Annotated in this window: 20 protein-coding genes and 1 tRNA gene; 13 read left to right on the top strand and 8 right to left on the bottom strand. The window is 67.8% G+C overall.

Going from position 1 to position 18292, the window contains the following annotated elements; translation table 11 throughout:
* Nucleotides 1–248: 248 nt before the first annotated feature.
* The 4 genes from ACFQB0_RS11365 (at nucleotide 249) to ACFQB0_RS11350 (ending at nucleotide 5451) form a co-directional block, all read left to right on the top strand.
* Nucleotides 249–1103, top strand: coding sequence for an ATP-binding cassette domain-containing protein (locus ACFQB0_RS11365; RefSeq protein ID WP_386731491.1), 855 nt, complete (start codon nucleotides 249–251; stop codon nucleotides 1101–1103).
* 8 nt (nucleotides 1104–1111) lie between these two features.
* Nucleotides 1112–1912 carry an ABC transporter ATP-binding protein gene (locus ACFQB0_RS11360; RefSeq protein ID WP_386731488.1) on the top strand — a complete coding sequence of 267 codons (801 nt, stop codon included), beginning with the start codon at nucleotides 1112–1114 and terminating at the stop codon, nucleotides 1910–1912.
* Nucleotides 1913–2074: 162 nt separating this feature from the next.
* Entirely contained in the window at nucleotides 2075–3607 is a 1533-nt protein-coding gene (locus tag ACFQB0_RS11355; RefSeq protein WP_386731485.1) for an ABC transporter substrate-binding protein, read from the top strand.
* A complete protein-coding gene (locus ACFQB0_RS11350; RefSeq protein ID WP_386731483.1) occupies nucleotides 3604–5451 on the top strand; it encodes an ABC transporter permease subunit in 1848 nt (615 codons plus the stop codon). The genes ACFQB0_RS11355 and ACFQB0_RS11350 overlap by 4 nt, the downstream gene beginning before the upstream one ends.
* A gap of 369 nt (nucleotides 5452–5820) precedes the next feature.
* On the opposite strand, the gene ACFQB0_RS11345 is transcribed toward ACFQB0_RS11350, so the two are convergent.
* Nucleotides 5821–6015, bottom strand: coding sequence for a helix-turn-helix transcriptional regulator (locus ACFQB0_RS11345; RefSeq protein ID WP_386731564.1), 195 nt, complete (start codon nucleotides 6013–6015; stop codon nucleotides 5821–5823).
* A gap of 238 nt (nucleotides 6016–6253) precedes the next feature.
* Here ACFQB0_RS11345 and ACFQB0_RS11340 point away from each other — a divergent pair, with 238 nt between their 5' ends.
* The 8 genes from ACFQB0_RS11340 (at nucleotide 6254) to ACFQB0_RS11305 (ending at nucleotide 10504) form a co-directional block, all read left to right on the top strand.
* The gene (locus tag ACFQB0_RS11340) at nucleotides 6254–6589 is read left to right on the top strand and encodes a hypothetical protein (RefSeq protein WP_386731480.1); all 336 of its coding nucleotides are present in this window, start codon (nucleotides 6254–6256) and stop codon (nucleotides 6587–6589) included.
* A 568-nt stretch (nucleotides 6590–7157) separates the two neighbouring features.
* On the top strand, nucleotides 7158–7409 hold the full coding sequence (locus tag ACFQB0_RS11335) for a hypothetical protein (protein WP_386731477.1): 252 nt from the start codon (nucleotides 7158–7160) through the stop codon (nucleotides 7407–7409).
* A gap of 211 nt (nucleotides 7410–7620) precedes the next feature.
* On the top strand, nucleotides 7621–8175 hold the full coding sequence (locus ACFQB0_RS11330; RefSeq protein ID WP_386731475.1) for a tyrosine-type recombinase/integrase: 555 nt from the start codon (nucleotides 7621–7623) through the stop codon (nucleotides 8173–8175).
* A gap of 171 nt (nucleotides 8176–8346) precedes the next feature.
* Nucleotides 8347–8649: a tyrosine-type recombinase/integrase gene (locus tag ACFQB0_RS11325; RefSeq protein ID WP_386731472.1), complete on the top strand. Its 303-nt coding sequence runs from the start codon at nucleotides 8347–8349 to the stop codon at nucleotides 8647–8649.
* A 171-nt stretch (nucleotides 8650–8820) separates the two neighbouring features.
* Complete coding sequence (locus ACFQB0_RS11320; RefSeq protein WP_386731469.1) at nucleotides 8821–9330, top strand: hypothetical protein; 510 nt, start codon at nucleotides 8821–8823, stop codon at nucleotides 9328–9330.
* A 253-nt stretch (nucleotides 9331–9583) separates the two neighbouring features.
* Entirely contained in the window at nucleotides 9584–9904 is a 321-nt protein-coding gene (locus ACFQB0_RS11315; protein WP_386731466.1) for a PadR family transcriptional regulator, read from the top strand.
* Nucleotides 9901–10194: a hypothetical protein gene (locus tag ACFQB0_RS11310; RefSeq protein ID WP_386731463.1), complete on the top strand. Its 294-nt coding sequence runs from the start codon at nucleotides 9901–9903 to the stop codon at nucleotides 10192–10194. Before ACFQB0_RS11315 ends, ACFQB0_RS11310 begins: the two co-directional genes overlap by 4 nt.
* A gap of 25 nt (nucleotides 10195–10219) precedes the next feature.
* The gene (locus tag ACFQB0_RS11305; protein WP_386731460.1) at nucleotides 10220–10504 is read left to right on the top strand and encodes a hypothetical protein; all 285 of its coding nucleotides are present in this window, start codon (nucleotides 10220–10222) and stop codon (nucleotides 10502–10504) included.
* A gap of 93 nt (nucleotides 10505–10597) precedes the next feature.
* On the opposite strand, the gene ACFQB0_RS11300 is transcribed toward ACFQB0_RS11305, so the two are convergent.
* Nucleotides 10598–10682 (bottom strand) — tRNA-Tyr (locus ACFQB0_RS11300).
* 191 nt (nucleotides 10683–10873) lie between these two features.
* Here ACFQB0_RS11300 and ACFQB0_RS11295 point away from each other — a divergent pair.
* Entirely contained in the window at nucleotides 10874–11893 is a 1020-nt protein-coding gene (locus ACFQB0_RS11295; RefSeq protein ID WP_386731457.1) for a LacI family DNA-binding transcriptional regulator, read from the top strand.
* A gap of 141 nt (nucleotides 11894–12034) precedes the next feature.
* On the opposite strand, the gene ACFQB0_RS11290 is transcribed toward ACFQB0_RS11295, so the two are convergent.
* The 6 genes from ACFQB0_RS11290 to ACFQB0_RS11265 are packed head-to-tail and all read right to left on the bottom strand — an operon-like array spanning nucleotide 12035 to nucleotide 18250.
* The gene (locus ACFQB0_RS11290; RefSeq protein WP_386731454.1) at nucleotides 12035–13780 is read right to left on the bottom strand and encodes a protein kinase domain-containing protein; all 1746 of its coding nucleotides are present in this window, start codon (nucleotides 13778–13780) and stop codon (nucleotides 12035–12037) included.
* The gene (locus tag ACFQB0_RS11285) at nucleotides 13777–14574 is read right to left on the bottom strand and encodes a lytic transglycosylase domain-containing protein (RefSeq protein WP_386731451.1); all 798 of its coding nucleotides are present in this window, start codon (nucleotides 14572–14574) and stop codon (nucleotides 13777–13779) included. Before ACFQB0_RS11285 ends, ACFQB0_RS11290 begins: the two co-directional genes overlap by 4 nt.
* A 51-nt stretch (nucleotides 14575–14625) precedes the next feature.
* A complete protein-coding gene (locus ACFQB0_RS11280; RefSeq protein ID WP_386731447.1) occupies nucleotides 14626–15444 on the bottom strand; it encodes a phosphate ABC transporter ATP-binding protein in 819 nt (272 codons plus the stop codon).
* 33 nt (nucleotides 15445–15477) lie between these two features.
* Nucleotides 15478–16440, bottom strand: a complete 963-nt coding sequence (locus tag ACFQB0_RS11275) for a sortase domain-containing protein (protein WP_386731444.1) — start codon at nucleotides 16438–16440, stop codon at nucleotides 15478–15480.
* On the bottom strand, nucleotides 16437–17162 hold the full coding sequence (locus ACFQB0_RS11270) for a hypothetical protein (protein ID WP_386731441.1): 726 nt from the start codon (nucleotides 17160–17162) through the stop codon (nucleotides 16437–16439). The genes ACFQB0_RS11275 and ACFQB0_RS11270 overlap by 4 nt, the downstream gene beginning before the upstream one ends.
* A complete protein-coding gene (locus ACFQB0_RS11265) occupies nucleotides 17159–18250 on the bottom strand; it encodes a WxL protein peptidoglycan domain-containing protein (protein ID WP_386731439.1) in 1092 nt (363 codons plus the stop codon). The genes ACFQB0_RS11270 and ACFQB0_RS11265 overlap by 4 nt, the downstream gene beginning before the upstream one ends.
* Nucleotides 18251–18292: the final 42 nt, after the last annotated feature.

The raw sequence follows: 18292 nt of genomic DNA, 5'->3' as shown, positions 1-18292 counted from the left end.
GGGGGGGCGGGGGGGCGGGGGGCCGGGGGCGGGGGCGGGCGGGGATCCTAAATGATAATGATTATCATGTACTGTTTGGGGCGAAGGGGATTGAGCCAGCGACACTCGATATCGCGCGATGTCGGACCACCTCGCATCAGACCCCATGCGGGCACGATGCCGCACCCCATACCAAGCCAGCGACGCAGATCCACGCCACACGCCGCCGGCAGTCGATCGATTGCGAGCGCCACAGAAGGGAGAACCGAATGGACGAGACGACGATGCTCTCGGTGACGAACCTCTCGGTCTCGATCGACGGCCAGCCGGTCGTGAGCGGACTCGACTTCGAGCTCAAGAACGGCGAGCGGCTGTGCCTCCTCGGAGCTTCGGGAAGCGGCAAGAGCACGATCGCCGCAGCACTGACGGGAACGCTGGCGGCCACCACGCGAGTCACCGGAAGCATCGACATCCGCGGACATGAGGTCGCCGGGGTGCCGATATCCCGCCGGCCGCCTGAGGCACGTGCCGCTGCAATCTTCCAGGACTCCCTGTCGAGCCTCAACCCGCTCGTCACCGTCCGCCGACAACTGTTGCAGCCTTTCCTGCGCCGAGGAGTCCGGGGGCGGGCGGCCGATACCGCCGTCGAGTCCCTGCTCGCTCGGGTCGGCATCGAGCAGCCGCGCCGACTGCTCGCTCGCTATCCAGGCGAGCTGAGCGGCGGCCAGCGCCAGCGCATCTGCATCGCCGTGGCCCTCGCGGGCACCCCCGGCCTCGTCGTGGCCGACGAGCCGACGACCGCTCTCGACGTGGTCACGCAGGCGCGCGTGCTCGACCTGCTGCGCGAACTCAGCGATGACCGACGGATGACGCTCCTCCTCATCACCCACGATCTGGCGGTCGCCGCCAAGCTCTGCGAGCGCGCGATCGTGCTCGCCGGTGGCCGCGCCGTCGAGTCGGCCCCGATGGATGAGCTCATCGCGGCCCCGCAGCATCCGTACACCCGCGCCCTCATCGACGCGGCGTCCGTCACCGTCAGCGCCCTCCACCTCGCGAGCCAGGTCGACCCCACCTCAACGTCTGGGCTCCCGTCCCCCGGCCCCGCCCGCGAGGTCAGCCCGTGAACCCGCGGATGCCCTTGCTCTCGGCCACGGCCGTCACGCGCGACTACGCCATATCGACGACGCTGTGGCAACGCCCGCGGATTCATCGCGGCCTCGACCGGGTCTCCCTCACGATCGCAGCAGGGGAGCGCGTCGGACTCGTGGGTTCCTCGGGTTCGGGAAAGTCGACGCTGCTCCGCGCCATCCTCGCGATCGATCCGATCGACGCGGGCGACATCCGCTTCGATGGCCGGACGATCCGGCCCGGCCCTGTACGCGCCCTGCGCTGGTATCGCCGACTCGTCCAATATGTGCCGCAGGACCCGGCGTCGTCGCTCGACCCGCGGATGAGCGTGCGCACTCTCGTCGCCGAGCCTCTCCGCCGGTTGCGCGTACCGGGAGATCACGACGCCGTCATCGACGAGGCGCTCGGCCGGGTGGGACTCGGCAACGCCGTGCTGGATCGCCGTCCGGCCCAGCTATCCGGCGGGCAGGCTCAACGTGTGGCTCTCGCACGGGCGATCGCGACGCGACCACGACTGCTGGTCGCCGATGAACCGGTCTCAGGTCTGGATCTGCCTTTGCGCAACCAGGTGATGGACGTTCTGCACGAGCTCTGCCACGGCGGGGGGATGGCCCTGCTGATGGTCTCCCACGACCTCACTGTGGTCGCCGGGGCGTGCGAACGCACCGCAGTGATGTCGCACGGGCGGATCGTGGAGGACCGCGCGACGACGGACCTCCTATCGTCGCCGCGGCACGACAGCACCAGGGCGTTGCTCGCCGCGATTCCGACACTGCCGCACTCGCGGTGCCGACAGCACCCATGAGTCTCCGAACCGCAGATCCGCTGGCCGGGCAACGGGCCGCGGAAGCACGATCGACACCGGCGCACCACACCTTCACCTTCACCGGCGTACCACCCCTTCACCGTGTCCCCACGCATCACCGTCTCCCCGCCCAGCCCAGAACCACCCCATCGAAAGGAACCAATGGAACACCCACCCAGACTTCGGCGAAGCCTCGTGCTCGCCGGCCTCGTCGTCTCGAGCACCCTCGCTCTCACCGGCTGCTTCAGCGCGGCCACGGCCACCTCGTCGGATGACGGCGGTCGCGTCAGCATCGCCATGCTCAACCCGCCGCGGTCCGGCCTTACACCACTGAGCGATGACGCCTTCAAACTCTCGAGATGGAGCACCGCAGAAACACTCGTCGTGCTCGACGACAACGGTGACGCGCAACCCGCGCTCGCCACGGAATGGAAGCAGGAGGGCGACCACGGCTGGGTCTTCACGATCCGCGACGGCGTGCGCTTCCATGACGGTACCGAGCTGACCGCAGAGGCCGTCGCGCACTCGCTCACGGTGGCCGCAGCCGCCACACCGGTGCCGCGCATCCTCAACGGCGTCGAGCTGACAGTCGCCGTCGACGGCGAGACGGTGCGCATCACGACAGCCGATGTCGACCCGCTCGTTCCGCAGAGGTTGTCGAGCCCGCAATTGTCGATCCTCGCCCAGAGCGCCTATGGGGCAGACGGCGTGGTGAACCCGGTGAAGGCGGGAACCGGCCCCTTCGTGCTCACGTCTGTCGATGGCACGTCCTCGGCGACGCTCGACCGCAACGAAGACTACTGGGGAACCCCGGCGATCGCCTCGGGAATCGACGTCTCCTTCGTGCCAGACGGCACGGCACGCGCCGCTGCCCTGCGCACCGGGACGGCGGACATCGTCGAGGCGATCCCGGTGAGCCAGGTCGCCTTGCTCGACCAAGACCTCGTCTACGAGGTGCCGATGCCGCGCACCAACACCCTGTACCTCAACACCGAGACCGGTCCGTTCTCCGACCCGGGCGTGCGAGCCGCTGCCGCTGCCGCCGTCGAGCGCGCGACCATCGTCGCGAACGTCTACGAGGGCAGGGCCGACGAGGCATCAGGCCTCCTCGGACCTGCACTGCCGTGGGCGGCTGAGCTGCGCGACCGCCCGGCGTACCGGAAGACGCTCGATGCCGCCGCCCAAGCCGCATCCGTCAACGGCGTGCCGATCACCTTGGGCACTTTCACCGACCGCGCCGAGCTGCCCGAGGTGGCGGTGCTGCTTCAGCAGCAGCTCGAGGCGGCCGGCTTCGTCGTGACCCAGGATGTTCGGGAGTACCAGTACATCGAGGCGGATGCCCTCGCCGGCTCGTTCGACGCCTTCATCCTGTCGCGCGCGACCGTGATCGACTCCGGTGATCCGGTGGCGTACCTGTACAGCGACTTCCACTGCGACGGCACCTTCAACATCTCACAGCTCTGCGACCCCGCCGTCGACGCGGCGATCGAGGCGGCCTCGGCGACCGCGGCCGGAGAGGCACGGCGAGAGGCCATCAGCGACGCCGAGGCGACGATCATCGCGACCGGCGCCGCGGTGCCGATGCTTCACGAGCGCGTCATCCAGGGCGAGGCCGCGGGCACCGTCGGCGCTGCCCGCGATCCCCGCGAACGCGTGCTCGTCACCGCGAAAACCCACTTCGACCGGAAGAGATGAGCCAGACCCGTCTGATGCGTGGCGGCGAAGCGGTCATCGCCTCGCCGCCGCGCAGTCGTTCACACGGTCGTCTCACGCCACGGCTGCGAGACGCGCTCGTCACCTCCGCTTCGCGGGTGGCGACGCTGTGCGGGGTGGTGTTCCTCATCGGCCTGCTCCCCTGGCTCTCCGGGCGCAGTCCAGAGATCACGGTGCTGCGGGCACGCTATGCCGAGCTCGAGCCGACGCCCGAGGTGCTCGCCTCCATCCGGGCGCAGCTCGGTCTCGACCGCGGCCCGCTCGGACTGTTCGGCGACTGGCTGGGCGGCGTGCTGACCGGCGATTGGGGCACCTCCTGGATCAGCGGACGCCCGGTGCTGCCCGGAGTGCTCGGCGCACTCGGCGTCTCGCTCACGCTCATGGCCTTCGCGCTCGGCGTCTCCCTGATCATCGCGACCCTTTTGTGCCTGCCCGCTCTCCGACGCGGCCTGCTCGCGGGCGGGGGCAGCGGCTCGGGTGCGACGGCTGCGACGCTCACAGCGCTCCCCGAGTTCCTCCTGGCTGCCTCGCTGCTCGTCGTCGGTTCGGTCTGGCTGGGATGGTTCCCGCCCTACGGCTGGCAGGGCCTCGACTCCGCGGTCCTCCCGGCGCTCGCGCTGGGGATCCCGGCCGGCGGCCTGATCGGCCGCCTCACGGCGGATGCGATCGCGGCGGCGTTCGCGGAGTCCTGGATCGTCACCTGGCACGTCGCCGGCTTCTCCTCCTTCGACATCGCGGGCGCGGTGCTCAGGCGCGCACTCCCCTCCGTTCTGCCGCAGATCGGGCTCGTGGTGGTGGGCCTCACCGGCGGAGCGATCGCGGTCGAGCAGGTGTTCTCCATCCCCGGGCTCGGTCGCACCACGCTCGGTGCCGCGGAGTCTCAGGATCTTCCGACGCTTCAGGCCGGGGTGCTCGCGCTGCTCGTGATCGCGGCGACCGCCGGGATCCTCGCCTCGATCGCGCGCCGGGCAATGCTAGGCCCAGCGCTGAGAGCGGGAATCGTGCCCGTTCCGGTGCCCGCACGTCGTGCTCGGCGTGGCGACGCCGTCGTGCCCGTCGTCGCCGCCACGCTGCTCGTCGTCGTCATCGCACTCGGGCTGCTCCGCGATCCCTTCGCGTCCGCCCACGGACGCCTCGCTGCGCCCAGCCTCGCGCTTCCCATGGGAGCGGACGCCTCCGGCCGCGACCTGCTCGCACGCGTCGGCCACGGCGCGCTCCAGACCCTGGGACCGGCATTGCTGGTGGCGCTGATCTGCTTCGTGCTCGGTCTGCTCATCGGGCTACTGCCCCGGGCATCCGCCGGCCTGGTCGAGGTCACCAACGCGGCTCCCCCGGTTCTCGCCGGCATCCTCGTCGCGGCGGCGTCGGGACCGAGCGTCGCAGGAGCGGTGACCGCGGTCGCACTGGTCAGCTGGGCGCCGCTGGCCGCCCACACGGCCGCGCTCGCCGTCGAGGCCCGCGCGCAGCCGCACATCAAGATCCTCGGCGTGCTCGGCGTCGGCCGGGGCCGCACCCTCTGGCGCTCCGTGGTGCCCGCCGTCGCGCCTCCCGTGTTCCGCCATGCCATGCTCAGGTTCCCGGCCATCGCGCTGGCCCTCGCTGCGCTCGGCTTCCTCGGGCTGGGATCCCAGCCGCCGAGCCCGGAGTGGGGAATGCTCCTCGCTGAGGGGATGCCCTACGTCGAGCGCGCACCCTGGGCCGTGCTCGCCCCGATGACCGCACTCGTGCTCGGCTCGGTGCTCGCCGTCTCGCTGTCCAGCCTGCCTGCCGCGCGCCTCGGGCGGGCCGACGGGACGGGCGGCTCAAACGGGGCGGGCGACGCGTAGTCCGATGCACCGAGCGTGTCTGTTTCCGACGAGTGTGCCCGCCATACCGGTACGCCTCGTCGGAAACAGACACGCTCGCGGCGCGGCAGATGCGAAATCGTCAAACATTGCCCCCATCGACCTACTCCGAACCGCTCATGGCCCGAATCAACGAGCGCGCCGCTCGGCCTCCCGCCGGAAGACCGCAAGATCAGCAGGATTGCGATCGACAACAAGCCCGTCGGAGCGGTCGGCAACGTTATCGACGAGGTAGCCCGAATCAACGACCGGCCCCACCGTGTCCTCGACTGGGCGACTTCGGCCGAACTGATCCTTCCTCGCGTGCGCGCAGAGTATGCGCCGTAAGGGGATCCGCTTACGGGCGGGCGCTCATTCGTCGGGTACGAACAGGTCTTCAATGCGGCACCGGAAGACGGCTGCGAGCCTGAATGCGACGGGTAGCGATGGGTCGTAGCGATCCTTCTCGATGGAGATGACGGTCTGGCGCGATACCCCGAGTTCCTCAGCCAAACGCTGCTGGGACCATCCGAACTCTTGGCGGCGCTGCGGCAACGTGTTCTGCATCAGGCAGCTGATCTCTTCAGCCACAGGTAGCGCGCGGCGAAGTCGAGCATGGCAAGCACCGTCACGGCAAGGAGGATCAAGCTGGCAGGCGCCTCAAGCCGGGTGAGAGCGAACCCGGCCGAGCTGAGCCCTCCAACCATGAGGATGTCTGCGAACGTAGCCGTGCAGGAGCAACGTAGCGATTGATCCAGACGCAATCATTCCACCACTGATCAGCGCTTGTCGCATGCTAAGACTCATGAGCACAATGGTGAGTTCTACTACTGAGAAGCCCGTCGCTGGAGTTTTGGCGGCAATTGCCATTGGGCTTGGCGCAGCCTCAATGGTGTTCTATGCGCTCAACAGGATCGCTCTGAGATACCCGCCCGGCAGTGATGGTTTGAGTGCGCTGAGCAATAGCTTCTTTGCGATGTTCCCGATTCAAGCGTGGGTGATCGGCGGCCTGATCACACTGCTGGGGGTCGCCTTAGCGGTGGCATCCATCTTCATACGTCGCACGAACGTCGGCTTGGCAGTGTTTGCGCTCGGGGCCTGCTGCAGCTCCATCATCTTCGGGCTGATTTTGGCCATCTGATTCTGGCCATCCGATTTTGGCCATCTGGCAAGACCGCTAGATGTATTGGAGCGGTCATCGGCTGTCCAAGCCGATATAGCGGGAGCCAGGCATCCTGATGAGACGATTCTTGCGCATCGCCCCGCCTGTCGGTACCGGCATCCTCCTGGTGTGGATTGGCGTCATCGCGCTTCTGCCACCGGTTACGGAGCCTCGCGTCGTCGCTGCGATCGTGAGCTTTGTCTTCGCCGCCGAGAGCTTCACGGGATTCTTCATTCGGCGCTTTATAGGAGAGCCAAAAGCGACAACCGAAACTGTCGAATAGTCACTGAGCCATCACTGGCGCAGCCCTCGTCCGGACCGATCGACGGCCCCGCGCGGTGCCTACAAAGGTGCGCTCGAGTGCCTTGCGAGTTCTCGATGAGGCTCCCGTGCCCGCTGTGCCGAGTGTGTCCGTTTCCGACGAGTATTCCCGTTATTGCGGTACGCCTCGTCGGAAACAGGCACACTCGTAGCGCGGTCGCCACCGAACTCCGCTACGGATCACGTCGGCACCAACGGCAAGATCAGCTTCCGCCGCGCCGGACGAATGCACCACCTCGGCGTCGGAATCGAACACCGCGGCGCCCGCATCCTCGCCATCGCCGACGAACACACCATCACCGTCATCCGCCTCGACACCGCTGAAGCCATCGCAAGCAACGAGATCAACCCCGCTCGCACCCACAGGCGCAACACCCAGAGAAACCCCCGGCCGATGGCCAGGGGGCTTCCTCAAAGAGACACACGCCACGACTCAGATGAGACCGATGACCCGACTCATCACACGGGTGGCGAGTGAGGGATTCGAACCCCCGAAGTCTAAGACGGCTGATTCACAGAGAGTCGGGTAAGCCCCTGCCGCCTGAACTGAGACGCACCGAGCTGTAAGCGCACGCACCCCGCTGGCCCTGTGATTCTGCCGGATTCTCGGGCCAAGAGGGCGTCAGGCAGAGCGCTTCGCGCTGAAGGTCGAGAACGAGCTCGCCGACGGGAGCAGTGCCGAAACCCTTGTGAAGAACTCGAAGACATTCCGTGAGGTTGCAGAGGCGATGATGGCGGCGAGCCACCAACTCAATCCCAAGACCCGCCACGGCTACGAGGAGTGCTTCCGGCTCCACATCTACCCCGCGTTCGGCGCGCGGCGCATTACGACCATCACGTCCATGGACGTGGAGGCGTGGGCGGCAGACCTGCGTACCAAGGTTGCACCGAAGACAGGGAGACCGTACCCGGCTTCGTCCGTGCGCACGATGATCGCGCTGTCGAAGGTCTTCAAGTACGCCCAGCGACACCGGCTCATCACCGTGAACCCGTGCACGGGAGTCGAGCGCCCAAGGGTCGTTCGCGAGGAGCCGGTGTTCCTCTCGCCGGTACAGGTCGAACGTGTGGCTGACTGGCTCGACGTCGTTCCGCCGTGCGGGCTGATCATCCGGTTCGCGGCCTACACCGGCCTGCGCCCCGGCGAACTGGAGGCACTGCGGATTCGAGACACCAACTTCCGCGGCGGCACGTCGAGGTTCGCCGTCATGTGCAGCGGGTTCCGGGCGGTGACTGGGAGTACATGACGCCAAAGAGTCCGCGCGAGCGGTTCGAGACGTTCCGATCACGTCCCGCCTCCTCGCGGAGCTACAGGAGCACATCGCCGCCCATCCTTACCGCAGCGACCCCGACGCCCTACTGTAGCCGGGCGGAAGAAGGGTGGCGCTCCCGGCAAGCGCACTCCCCTGAGCTACGACGTGCCCTTCCGGCACGGCAGCGTCTATCGAAGCCACCTGAAGCCCGCGTTGGAAGAGCTCGGCATCCCGGTCGTGCGCTGGTACGACCTTCGGCACTTCTACGCGAGCGCATGCGCAGCAGCCGGGTACGACATCCACACCGTTGCACGGTGGATGGGGCACGCCAACATCAACTTGACCTACGGCACGTACATGCACCTGTTCGCAGACATGCACGACATGGATCGGCTTGATGCACTTGCCGTGAATGCGCTCCAGGATCGACCGCTCCCGACCATCGGGCGCGCCCAGTCCCGCGTCTGAACAAACGCAATACTCGACAACGCATATCCACTTATCGCGTATGTGTAGGTTGCGTATGTAGGTTTCTTGTGTAGGTTGCATATGTAGGGCGCGGCGAGTGCAAGACGCTTCCGTCGGAACACGTCCGGTGAAAAGTGGAGTTTTGATCCGGACATGTGTAGAGTGGCACACATGGATATCAACCCGCTGCGGACCACGCTGAAGGCTCTCCGCACTGAGAGTTCTAGTGTGGAATCTCGCGTGGCTGACCTCGAAAACGAACTGTCCGACGCAAACGCACGACTAAGCGACCTGCAGGGTGCAATCGTACACCTTGAGCGCCTACTGGGTGACTCGTCCTCGGCCGCAGGGTCGGTGAATGAGCCGCTGTTCACACCGGAGACCGACACCGTCAATAATGACGAAGCCGAGAAGCAGACCTCTCCCCTCCGTGTTCCGTCCGCTGAGTGGGTAAAGGAAGTTGTGGAAACCATCGGTCGCCCCGCGACAAAGAACGAGATCTTCGAGGCCTTCGGAAACATCAAGGGCTTCCCCGAGACGTGGAAGAACCGTCGCAACTCATTCAACAACGCGCTCAATCGCGCAGCCGACCGCGACCTCATTCAACGCCTCGACGGCGACAGGTTTGCTCCTCGCTACTTCGCAGGAGCAGCAGACTCGCTCGACCCAGGAGGTCGATGATGGCGATGTAGGTAAGGGGCGAACTCTGTAATCGCCGGACGCGGTGAGTTCGCCCCTAACCGGGTCGAAGGGACGGTAATCCTTTCGACTCGCAGCCTCCGTGGGAGGCGCACAGGCAGCACATGCCTGATCGTGCTCGCGAGAAGTCTACCGCTCTGACGAGAAGGGTAGGCAAGTGCAGGGAGGGGTCGGCCATCGTGTCGGCCCTTCCCGTCCCTTGATACAAGCACTCTACCTATGTAGAATTCAATCTATGCAGATCACACATGCGCTTGTCTCCGTCGCGCTAGCGTTGCTGTCCGCACCCGATGAGAAGCACTGGGGCTACGAACTCAGCCGGCAGACAGGTGTCCGATCGGGCGTGCTGTATCCGATTCTTGGTCGCCTGTTGGATCGCGGCTGGATCGAAGACGGTTGGGAGGATGCCATGGAGGTTCGAGGCAAGAAGCGGCCTCCCCGCCGCTACTACACCGTGACGCCGGAGGGCTTGGAAGAGCTGGGCGCTATATCCCACCGAGCCGCCGCCGACGCACGATTCCAACCCCGGCCGAATCTGGGGTTCGCTGGCGCATGAACGACATCCTGCAATCGCTCCTCAGCTGGCCGCTGTTGATGGTCGCTCTTGCTGTCTACGGCTTCTTTCCGGGGCTGTTCGCTCGTCTCATCTCACTTGCCTTCCACAAGGAGGATCCCCGTCGCAAAGAACTTCAGGCGGAGGTATATGCGGTGCCCCGGTGGGAACGACCGTTCTGGGTTCTGGAGCAACTGGAGCGCGCTATCAGCGAGGCGCTCCCCGAACGGCTATACGACGCTGCCGACGGTCGGCTGTTCAATCGATGGACGCTCGGCGATGGCGCAGCGTAACGTTGAGAACCCTGACACGTTCTGGATGCCTTCTTCCGATGAGGTCGGGAGCCTCACGGCGGGCGACCACGTGAAGCTGATGTTCGACGTCAAGGGCCGACGGACTTACGGCAAGGACGGGTTCACGGGCGAGCGGATATGGGTCCGCATTACGAAGGTCGACGGCGACCGATTTGAGGACATGCTCGACAACGTCCCCGCAGTCTGGGCGCGGCTCGAGCCCGGCGACAAGCTCAAGTTCGAACGTCGCCACATCATCGACTACGAATACAACGACGAGACTCCCGAGGAAGCCGAGGCCGCTGCCTGAGCGGAGGGGATTCGGAGGGGTCTGCCCAACAGCCCGCCGAAACGAGAGAAGCTCGGTCTGCGCGACTCCTGCGTAGCTCCGGGCTTCTTCTGATGGTGGCGAGTGAGGGATTCGAACCCCCGAAGTCTAAGACGGCTGATTTACAGTCAGATCCCTTTGGCCGCTTGGGTAACTCGCCAATGCGCACCCGACCATATGGAGACCACCTGACCGAAGACGCTCAACAAGAATACTCACCAGGAGCCTTCTGGTGAAATTGACCCCTTCTGCTCGGGCGGCGCCGGAGTATCAGTATCCGTCCGCGGCACCCGTCGCTTCCGGCTCCCCCCGTTAGGATTCAGGCGGAAGCAGCACAGGCGGAAGGTTGCGATGGCAGGCATTGACGAGGTGGCCCGGCTCGCCGGGGTCTCGACCGCCACGGTGTCGCGCGCCCTGAGCGGCAATGGGCACGTCTCGCCCGGCACGAGGCTCAAGGTCGAGGCCGCTGCCGCGCAGCTCGGCTACGTCGTGTCGTCGAATGCGTCGAGCCTCGCCTCCGGCCGGATGAAGAACATCGGGGTCGTCGTCCCCTTCCTCAACCGGTGGTTCTTCTCGAGCGTCATCGAAGGCGCTCAGCAGGCTCTGCTCCGGCACGGCTACGACCTCACGCTCTACAACCTCTCTGGCGATGGCGCGGAACGACACAGTGTCTTCGAGCATTTCCTGCTGCGGCAGAGGGTGGATGCGGTCATCGCGATCTCACTCGAGTTGACCGAGGCCGAGGTCGCCCGACTGCACACGCTCGAGAAGCCGCTCGTCGGCGTCGGCGGCCCCATACCTGGGGTGCGCACGCTCACGATCGACGACGTCGCCGTCGCCCGGCTCGCCACGGAGCATCTGCTCGCGCTCGGCCACACCCGCATCGCTCACATCGGCGGAAATGCCGAGTACGACGTCGACTTCCACCTTCCGACCAATCGACGCGAGGGCTATGAGGCGGCGCTGCGCGACGCCGGTGCCACGAGGGACCCCGTGTTGTTCCAGTCGGCCGACTTCACGATCCAGGGCGGATATCACGCAGCGAAGCAGCTGCTGGGCAGCCCGCGCGGGCGTCCAACGGCGATCTTCGCCGCGTCCGACGAGATGGCGATCGGCTCGATCCTCGCCGCACGCGACCTGGGCCTCAGCATGCCGCGGGACGTCTCGGTGATCGGTATCGACGACCACGACCTCGCGGATTTCTTCGGACTCAGCACGATCGCCCAGTTTCCGCGCGTTCAGGGCGAGAAGGCCGTCGAGATCCTCATGGACGAGCTGCACCCCACGGTGCGGGAACCCGCGCCGTCGAACATCCCGCTCCCGTTCGAGTTGATCGTACGGTCGAGCACGGCGAGACCCGCCGCGGAATGATCCGGGGACGCTGACGGCCCCGGCTTTTCAAGCCTCGGGTTCAAGCCTCGGGTTCAAGCCTCGGGTTCAGGCCTCGGGTTCAAGCCTCGGGTTCAGGCCTCGGGTTCAGACCTCGGGTTCGAGCCGTATGACTCCTGATGGTCACCCGGGCGGTTGCGTGGGAGTCGGGGTCGGGGTCGGAACCGGGGTCGACGTCGGCTCGACCGGGGTGAGCACGGCGATCAGCAGCGTGACCGTCGTGCCGAGCCGCAGACTCGTCCCCTCAGCCGGCTGCGTGCCGACGATCTCGCCCGAGCGGGCATCCGGATGCGGCACCAGCTCCTGCTTCACGGCGAACCCCGCGCTCTCCAGCGCAGCGACCGCCGCCCCGTGCGCCTGACCGGCAACCGTTGGGACCGTGTTCGCCCCGGAGGCGATGACGAGGTCGACCGTGGATCCGGCCTCGACCGCCTCCCCGCCGGCCGGGTGGGACCGCAACACCGTGTCGGCGGCACGCAGGGAGCTCTCGGGGTTCAGGGCGCCGACCCGGAAGCCCTCACGCTCCAGCGCGGCGCGCGCCTCGGCGAGCGACAGTGTCTCGAGCTGCGGCACGCGCACGGAGTCGACCGTCGGCTCCACCGTCGGCGTCATGGTCACCGTGGGAACGACGGGCGGGTCGGATGCAGCCGTCGCAACCTCACCCCGCCCGGTCGCCAGGGCCGCCCAGCCCCAGAGCACCAGCGTGAGCGCACCGGCGATCGCCACGACGACGAGTGCCACCCCTCCTCCGCGTGTGCGCCCGGCGAGCCGTCGCGTGGCGCGCGGCGATGGCGCGGTGACCGCCGAGACAGCGATCACCCGGCCGGCCGGCCGAGGCACCGAGGTGGCGTACCCGGCACGAGGCGGCGAGGCGACAAAGCGGGTGGTCGCAGCCTCCGCGAGCACGACGGTTGCGGCGTCCGGTCCCGGAATCGAGGCGAGGGCGCCACGCACCGCATCCGCCATGTGCGCCGCGCTGTCGAAACGCTGTTCCGGCCGCTTGGCCAGGCCCCGCACCAGCAGCCGGTCGAGCTCGCGCGGCACCCCGGGCCGGAGCGCAGACACGACGGGCGGCGGCGCGCTCACGTGGGCGCGCATGACCGCCTCGGAACTCTGCCGAGGAAAGGGCGGCTGGCCCGTCAGGGCGAAATAGAGCACCGCGGATGCCGCATAGAGGTCGCCGCGCTCGTCGATCGGCAGCCCACGCGCCTGCTCGGGCGACATGTACTGCACACTGCCGATCACGCCGTTCTCGGCGGCAATGCCCCCATCGGAACCGGGTTCGCCGCCCGCGCCTGCTGCGGTGCGCAGCACGTCACTGCCGAGCGCGGGCCTGCCTGCGGCATCGGCGAGCCCGAAGTCGATGAGCCGCACGTGTTCCGGCACGATATCCTCGCCCGGCTGTGTGGTCAGCAGCACATTGCCCGGCGACACGTCCCGGTGCACGAGGCCTGCGGCGTGCGCGGCGGCGAGACCGGCCAGCATGCCCGCTGCGAGCGCGGCGGTGTCGGAGACGCGCAGCGGGCCGCCGCCTTCCACGCGTTCGGCGAGCGAGCCGCCCGCGACGAGTTCGAATGCGATCCACGCCATGGTCAGTCCGCCCGCATCGTGCACCCCCATACCCCGCACGGCCGCGATGTTGAGGTGCTCGAGTGCCACTGCGGCCCGCGCCTCCGTGAAGAACGCCTCCCTGCGCTCGGGCAGGCCGGAGAGGTGCGGGTGCAGGATCTTGAGCGCAACCGGCTCGCCGCTCGCCGTGTCGTGTGCAGCGAAGACGGAGGCAGAACCGCCGGAACCCCGGAGTTCGCCCAGCACGAAGCGGTCCGAGATCAGATCGGGACCGCCGCCCGCCGGCTCCACGTCGCTCATCCGTCCAGGCCGGCGTAGCGGTTCGCGGTCTCGGCGACCTGGTTCACGTAGCGTTCGACGTGGTTGTAGGAGAGTACGGCGGCGCGCCATCCCTCGACCGTGGACAGATCGCCTGCCGCGCACAGGAATCGGCCCGCCGCGAGTGCGGCATCGTCGATCTGCTGCGGATTCGCGATGCCGTCGCCATCACCGTCGGCGCCCCAGCGCTGCCAGGTCGACGGGATGAACTGCAGCGGCCCCATCGCCCGATCCCACTGCGCGTCGCCGTCGAAGACGCCGCCGTCGCTGTCGGGCACCGCGTCGAACTCGACCCCGTCGAGCCGCGGGCCGAGGAGCGCGGGCACCGTGACCCCCGACGCGTCGATCGCGCCGCCGTGCGATCCGTGAGCGGACTCGATGTCGCCGATGGCGGCGATCGTGTTCCAGCCGAGATGGCAACCGGGCGCTTCGACACTCAACGTCAGCGACGCCCCCGCATAACCCTGCAGGGCGCGTGCCGGGATGCCTGTGCGCAGTGCCACCCGCTGCGCCCAGGTCGGGTCGACGCGTTCGGCGTTCCCGGCCGCCGCCGCGCTACCGGCCGCCGACCCAGGTGCCGCACTGCCGTCTGCCGATGCCGATGCCGATGCCGCGCTACCGGGACCGGCGACCTCCGCAGAGGCGACAGTCGGGGCACGATCAAGCGGCACGCTCCAACTCTGCGAAGGCGGTGCCTCAGCGGCCGCAGCGACGGCGAGGACGCAGCCGGCTGCAGCGATCAACGACAGCGGCACGATCAGTCGGCCGGGGTTCATGCGCACCACCCTCCGACGGGAGGGAACGGCGCTGGGGATGGCATCGCTCGCTTACCCGAAGCGACCGTTGACATAGTCGAAGGTGCGCGGATCCTGCGGGTCGCCGAACATCGCCTCCGTGTCGCCGTGCTCGACGATCACCCCCGGGGTGCCGTGCGAAGCAAGAAAGAAGGCGCACTTCTGAGAGACCCGCTGCGCCTGCTGCATGTTGTGCGTCACGATCACGATCGTGACGTCGTTGACGAGTTCGAGCATCGTCTCCTCGATCACCCGGGTCGACGTCGGGTCGAGCGCGGAGCACGGCTCGTCCATGAGCAGCACGCGCGGTTTGACCGCGAGCGAGCGAGCGATGCAGAGGCGCTGCTGCTGGCCGCCGGAGAGCCCGCCGCCCGGTGCGCGCAGCCGGTCCTTGACCTCCTTCCAGAGGCCGCCCTTGGTGAGGCACTCCTCGACGAGGGCGTCCTTCTCGTCGCGGCTCTTGCGCATTCCGGTGAGCTTGAGGCCGGCGATCACGTTCTCGTAGATCGACATCGCCGGGAACGGATTCGGCTTCTGGAACACCATGCCGATCTGGCGTCGCGCGTCGATGAGCTTGCGCGACGGATCGTAGATGTCGACGCCGTCGAGCTGCACCTCGCCGGCGAGGCTCGCGGAGGGCACGAGCTCGTGCATCCGGTTCAGGATGCGGAGGAAGGTGGACTTGCCGCAGCCGGACGGCCCGATGAGAGCGGACACCTGCCCTGCGGGCATGGTGAGCGAGACACGGTCGAGCACCTTGTGGTCGCCGAACCAGGCGGAGATGTCGTGCGCGTCGAGCTCGGCGAGCGAGGGTGTCACAGCGGGCTCGGTGCGATCGGCGGTGAGGGTCATGGTCTTCCTAGCGGGAGCGGGTCGAACGGATGGTCACAGCAGGTTGGGAAGGGCGGAGGCGAAGGCGTCGGCCGTCGCGACCGCAAGGGCGAGCACAAGGGGGACACCGACGATCCAGGTCTGCCAGCCACCCCAACGTCGCCGCAGCCAGAGCACGAGCAGGCAGGTGGCCACGAGCCACTGCAGGCTGAAGAAGACGCCGGGCCAGGCATCCGGGTTCATCGCCATCGGCTTCTGGGATGCCAGCAGCGCCGAGGCGAGCATGACGGCCGACGGCGTCGCCATGACCGTGCTCGTGAGCTGCGCGTCGACGTAGAGCACGCCGGTGGGAAGCAGTGCAGGACCGTCGGCCGTGACCAGCTGGAGCCGTCCTTCTCCCTTGCCGAGCGGGTCGGGCAGCGGATCGCCGCCGCGGCGCATGCCGAAGACGGCATACGTCGAGGTGCCCTGTCCTGTGACGATGGAGATCTCGGCGCCGGGCGCGAGCTTCTGTAGGGCTCCAAAAGGGCCGCCGTAGCTGCTCTGGCGACCGAGCAGGATGCTCGTGCCCGCCTGCCCTGGCATCACCGAGTCCACGCTGTGGCCGGGTCCGCCGCGCAGGATCTCGCCGGTCGTGCCCTGGCGCACCACCTCCTGCAACCCGAGGGAGGGGATGGAGATCAGCGCGACAGGCGTCCCCAGGGCCACGAGGTTCCCTTCGAAGTCGAGCTGACCGACCGGGGTCACGGCGTTGGCGAGGCTCGAGCGCAAATCGTTGTAGGCGACCGCCTGAGTGCGCGAGTGCTGGAGCGCGCCGACGAGCACGATGTGCGCGACCATCGCGAGCAGCAGCGCGGAGACCGCGAGCCATACGGCGCCGAGCCACCAGCGGGCATCCCGCACGGCGACACGTGCCGCGGGCGCGGAGGCCATGAGCGCGGCTAGCTTGCGCGGCGACAGCCGGCCGAGCGCGGCAGCGCCCTTGGGCAGCAGGTTACCGGTCGTGCCCTGGCTCATCGGCCCACAAGTCTGAGGCCGAGTGCGGCGAACCATCCGCCGCGCAGCCCCATCAACACTGTCAGGAGGGCGAGCAGGAGGCCGCCGCCCCCTCCGATGAGCCACCACCCGAGCGCACCACCGCCCGGCGAGGCATTGAAGTTGCTGATCATGATCGGCACGACGGCGACCGCTCCGCAGGTCCAGCCGGTGAGCTGGAGGGTGTGCTTGCCCGGCCGGATCGATTCCGGCACCGAGAACTGCCCCGAGACGAGGCCGCCGCGGTCGGCTGCGATGGTCGCGACGACGATGGGCTCCGAGTACAGCACCACTTGCACGTTCTGGTCGGCCGCGAACCCGCCCGTTGTGACGGTGACCGTGTCTCCCGGATTGTATGCGGCCTTGTCGAGCAGGGCGGTGTTGCGGGTGTCCGCCGGTTTCGCGCCGGGGATGGGCTCTCCGGACTCGGTGATGGAGCAGCTGCCCGGGCTGTTCCCGTTGCCGCCGCCGTTGTTGCCGCCTTCGTTGTTCCCGCCCCCATCGCTGCCGCCGCCGTTCCCGTTGCCGCCGCCGTTCCCGTTGCCGCCGCCGTTCCCGTTGCCGCCGTTGTTGCCCGAATCGGGAATCACGACACTGACGGAGGCATCGCCGGTGTCGTCTTCGTCGGCCGAGGCCGCATCCGCGAACCCGACCGTGGCCGCCAGCGCGAGGACGATGGCGACGGGAATGAGCTTCAGGATCACGCGGAGGCTCCGGCGTTCTCGCGCGGCTTCTCGTCGAGGTGCTCGTCCGGCTGGCCGGCGAGTGCCTGCTCGCGACCCTGGCGGGTCAGGTGCTCGATCGCCTCGCGCATGCGGGTTTCGTTCACGCGACGACGCCAGACGACGAAGCCGAGGAGGCCGGCGATGACGACGAGCACACCGAGCAGGGACCATGGGATGGCCCAGGTCGTGGTCGACGTGCTCGCACCCGCGATCTCGGCGGACGATGCCGCCGCCGCGCTACGGCTCGAGATTTGGGCGTCCACGCCGAGAAAGAACAGCGGGGCGACCCCGTCGACCGCGATGGGAACGTTCACGAGCTGCCCCGGAAGGAAGTCCGGCACGGCCTCGGTCTTCACCTCTGCGAGCGGGATGCCGAAGGGTCCCGTGATGCGTAGGGTCTGGTCGAGGGCGAGGCGAAGGTTGCCGTTGTTCTGTAGCGTGTAATGGCCACTCACGTCGCCGAGCCCGATCGGGTTGAGCGAGCCGTCGTAGCCGGCGACCATTCCCGAGGCGGTGAAACTGGCCTGCACCTCGCCGGAGACGCGCATGTAGATGCGCGATCCGACCCGCTGCTCCACGTCGACGGCCTGGCCCTCGCCGGTGCCCTTGCGGGTGATCGCCGCGACGATGCCCGCCGAGTGGTCGCCCGGGGTGGCATTGCTCGGGACGACGATCGTGAAGGGGATGTCGGCGCGCTGGTTCGCACCGATCGTGACCTCCTTCTGGCTCAGAGTGGTCCAAACGCCGAGGTCGGTCGAGACGCCGTCGGCGGTCTGGATGGAGTACTCGCCGCCGTCGAACTCGTTCACCCCGTCGGAGGCATAGAGCTGGAAGGTCTGATCGGTCGCGCTGAAATTGGTGATCGACACGATGTCGCTGACGGCGACGCCCGGATCGACTCTGTAGTCGAAGAGTGTGCGGCCGTCCGGGCCCTGGGCGCTGGCGGGCGCGACGCTCCATGTCACATCGCCTTCTGCTGCCTGGCTGGAAAGCGGTAAGGCCGCACCTGCGGCAACGAGCAGGGCGGCGAAGGCGCCCGTCATGAGGGCACTGATGGTCTTTTTCACTGCGTCTTCCAATTGCTGTGGGGCGAGGATGCCGCTGCATCC

The organism is Luethyella okanaganae, from assembly GCF_042660285.1.
In the GTDB taxonomy this organism is placed as follows: Bacteria; Actinomycetota; Actinomycetes; order Actinomycetales; family Microbacteriaceae; genus Luethyella; species Luethyella okanaganae.
The sequence above is the reverse complement of the archived record's forward strand: the minus strand, read 5'-3'. Positions and strand labels throughout refer to the sequence as shown.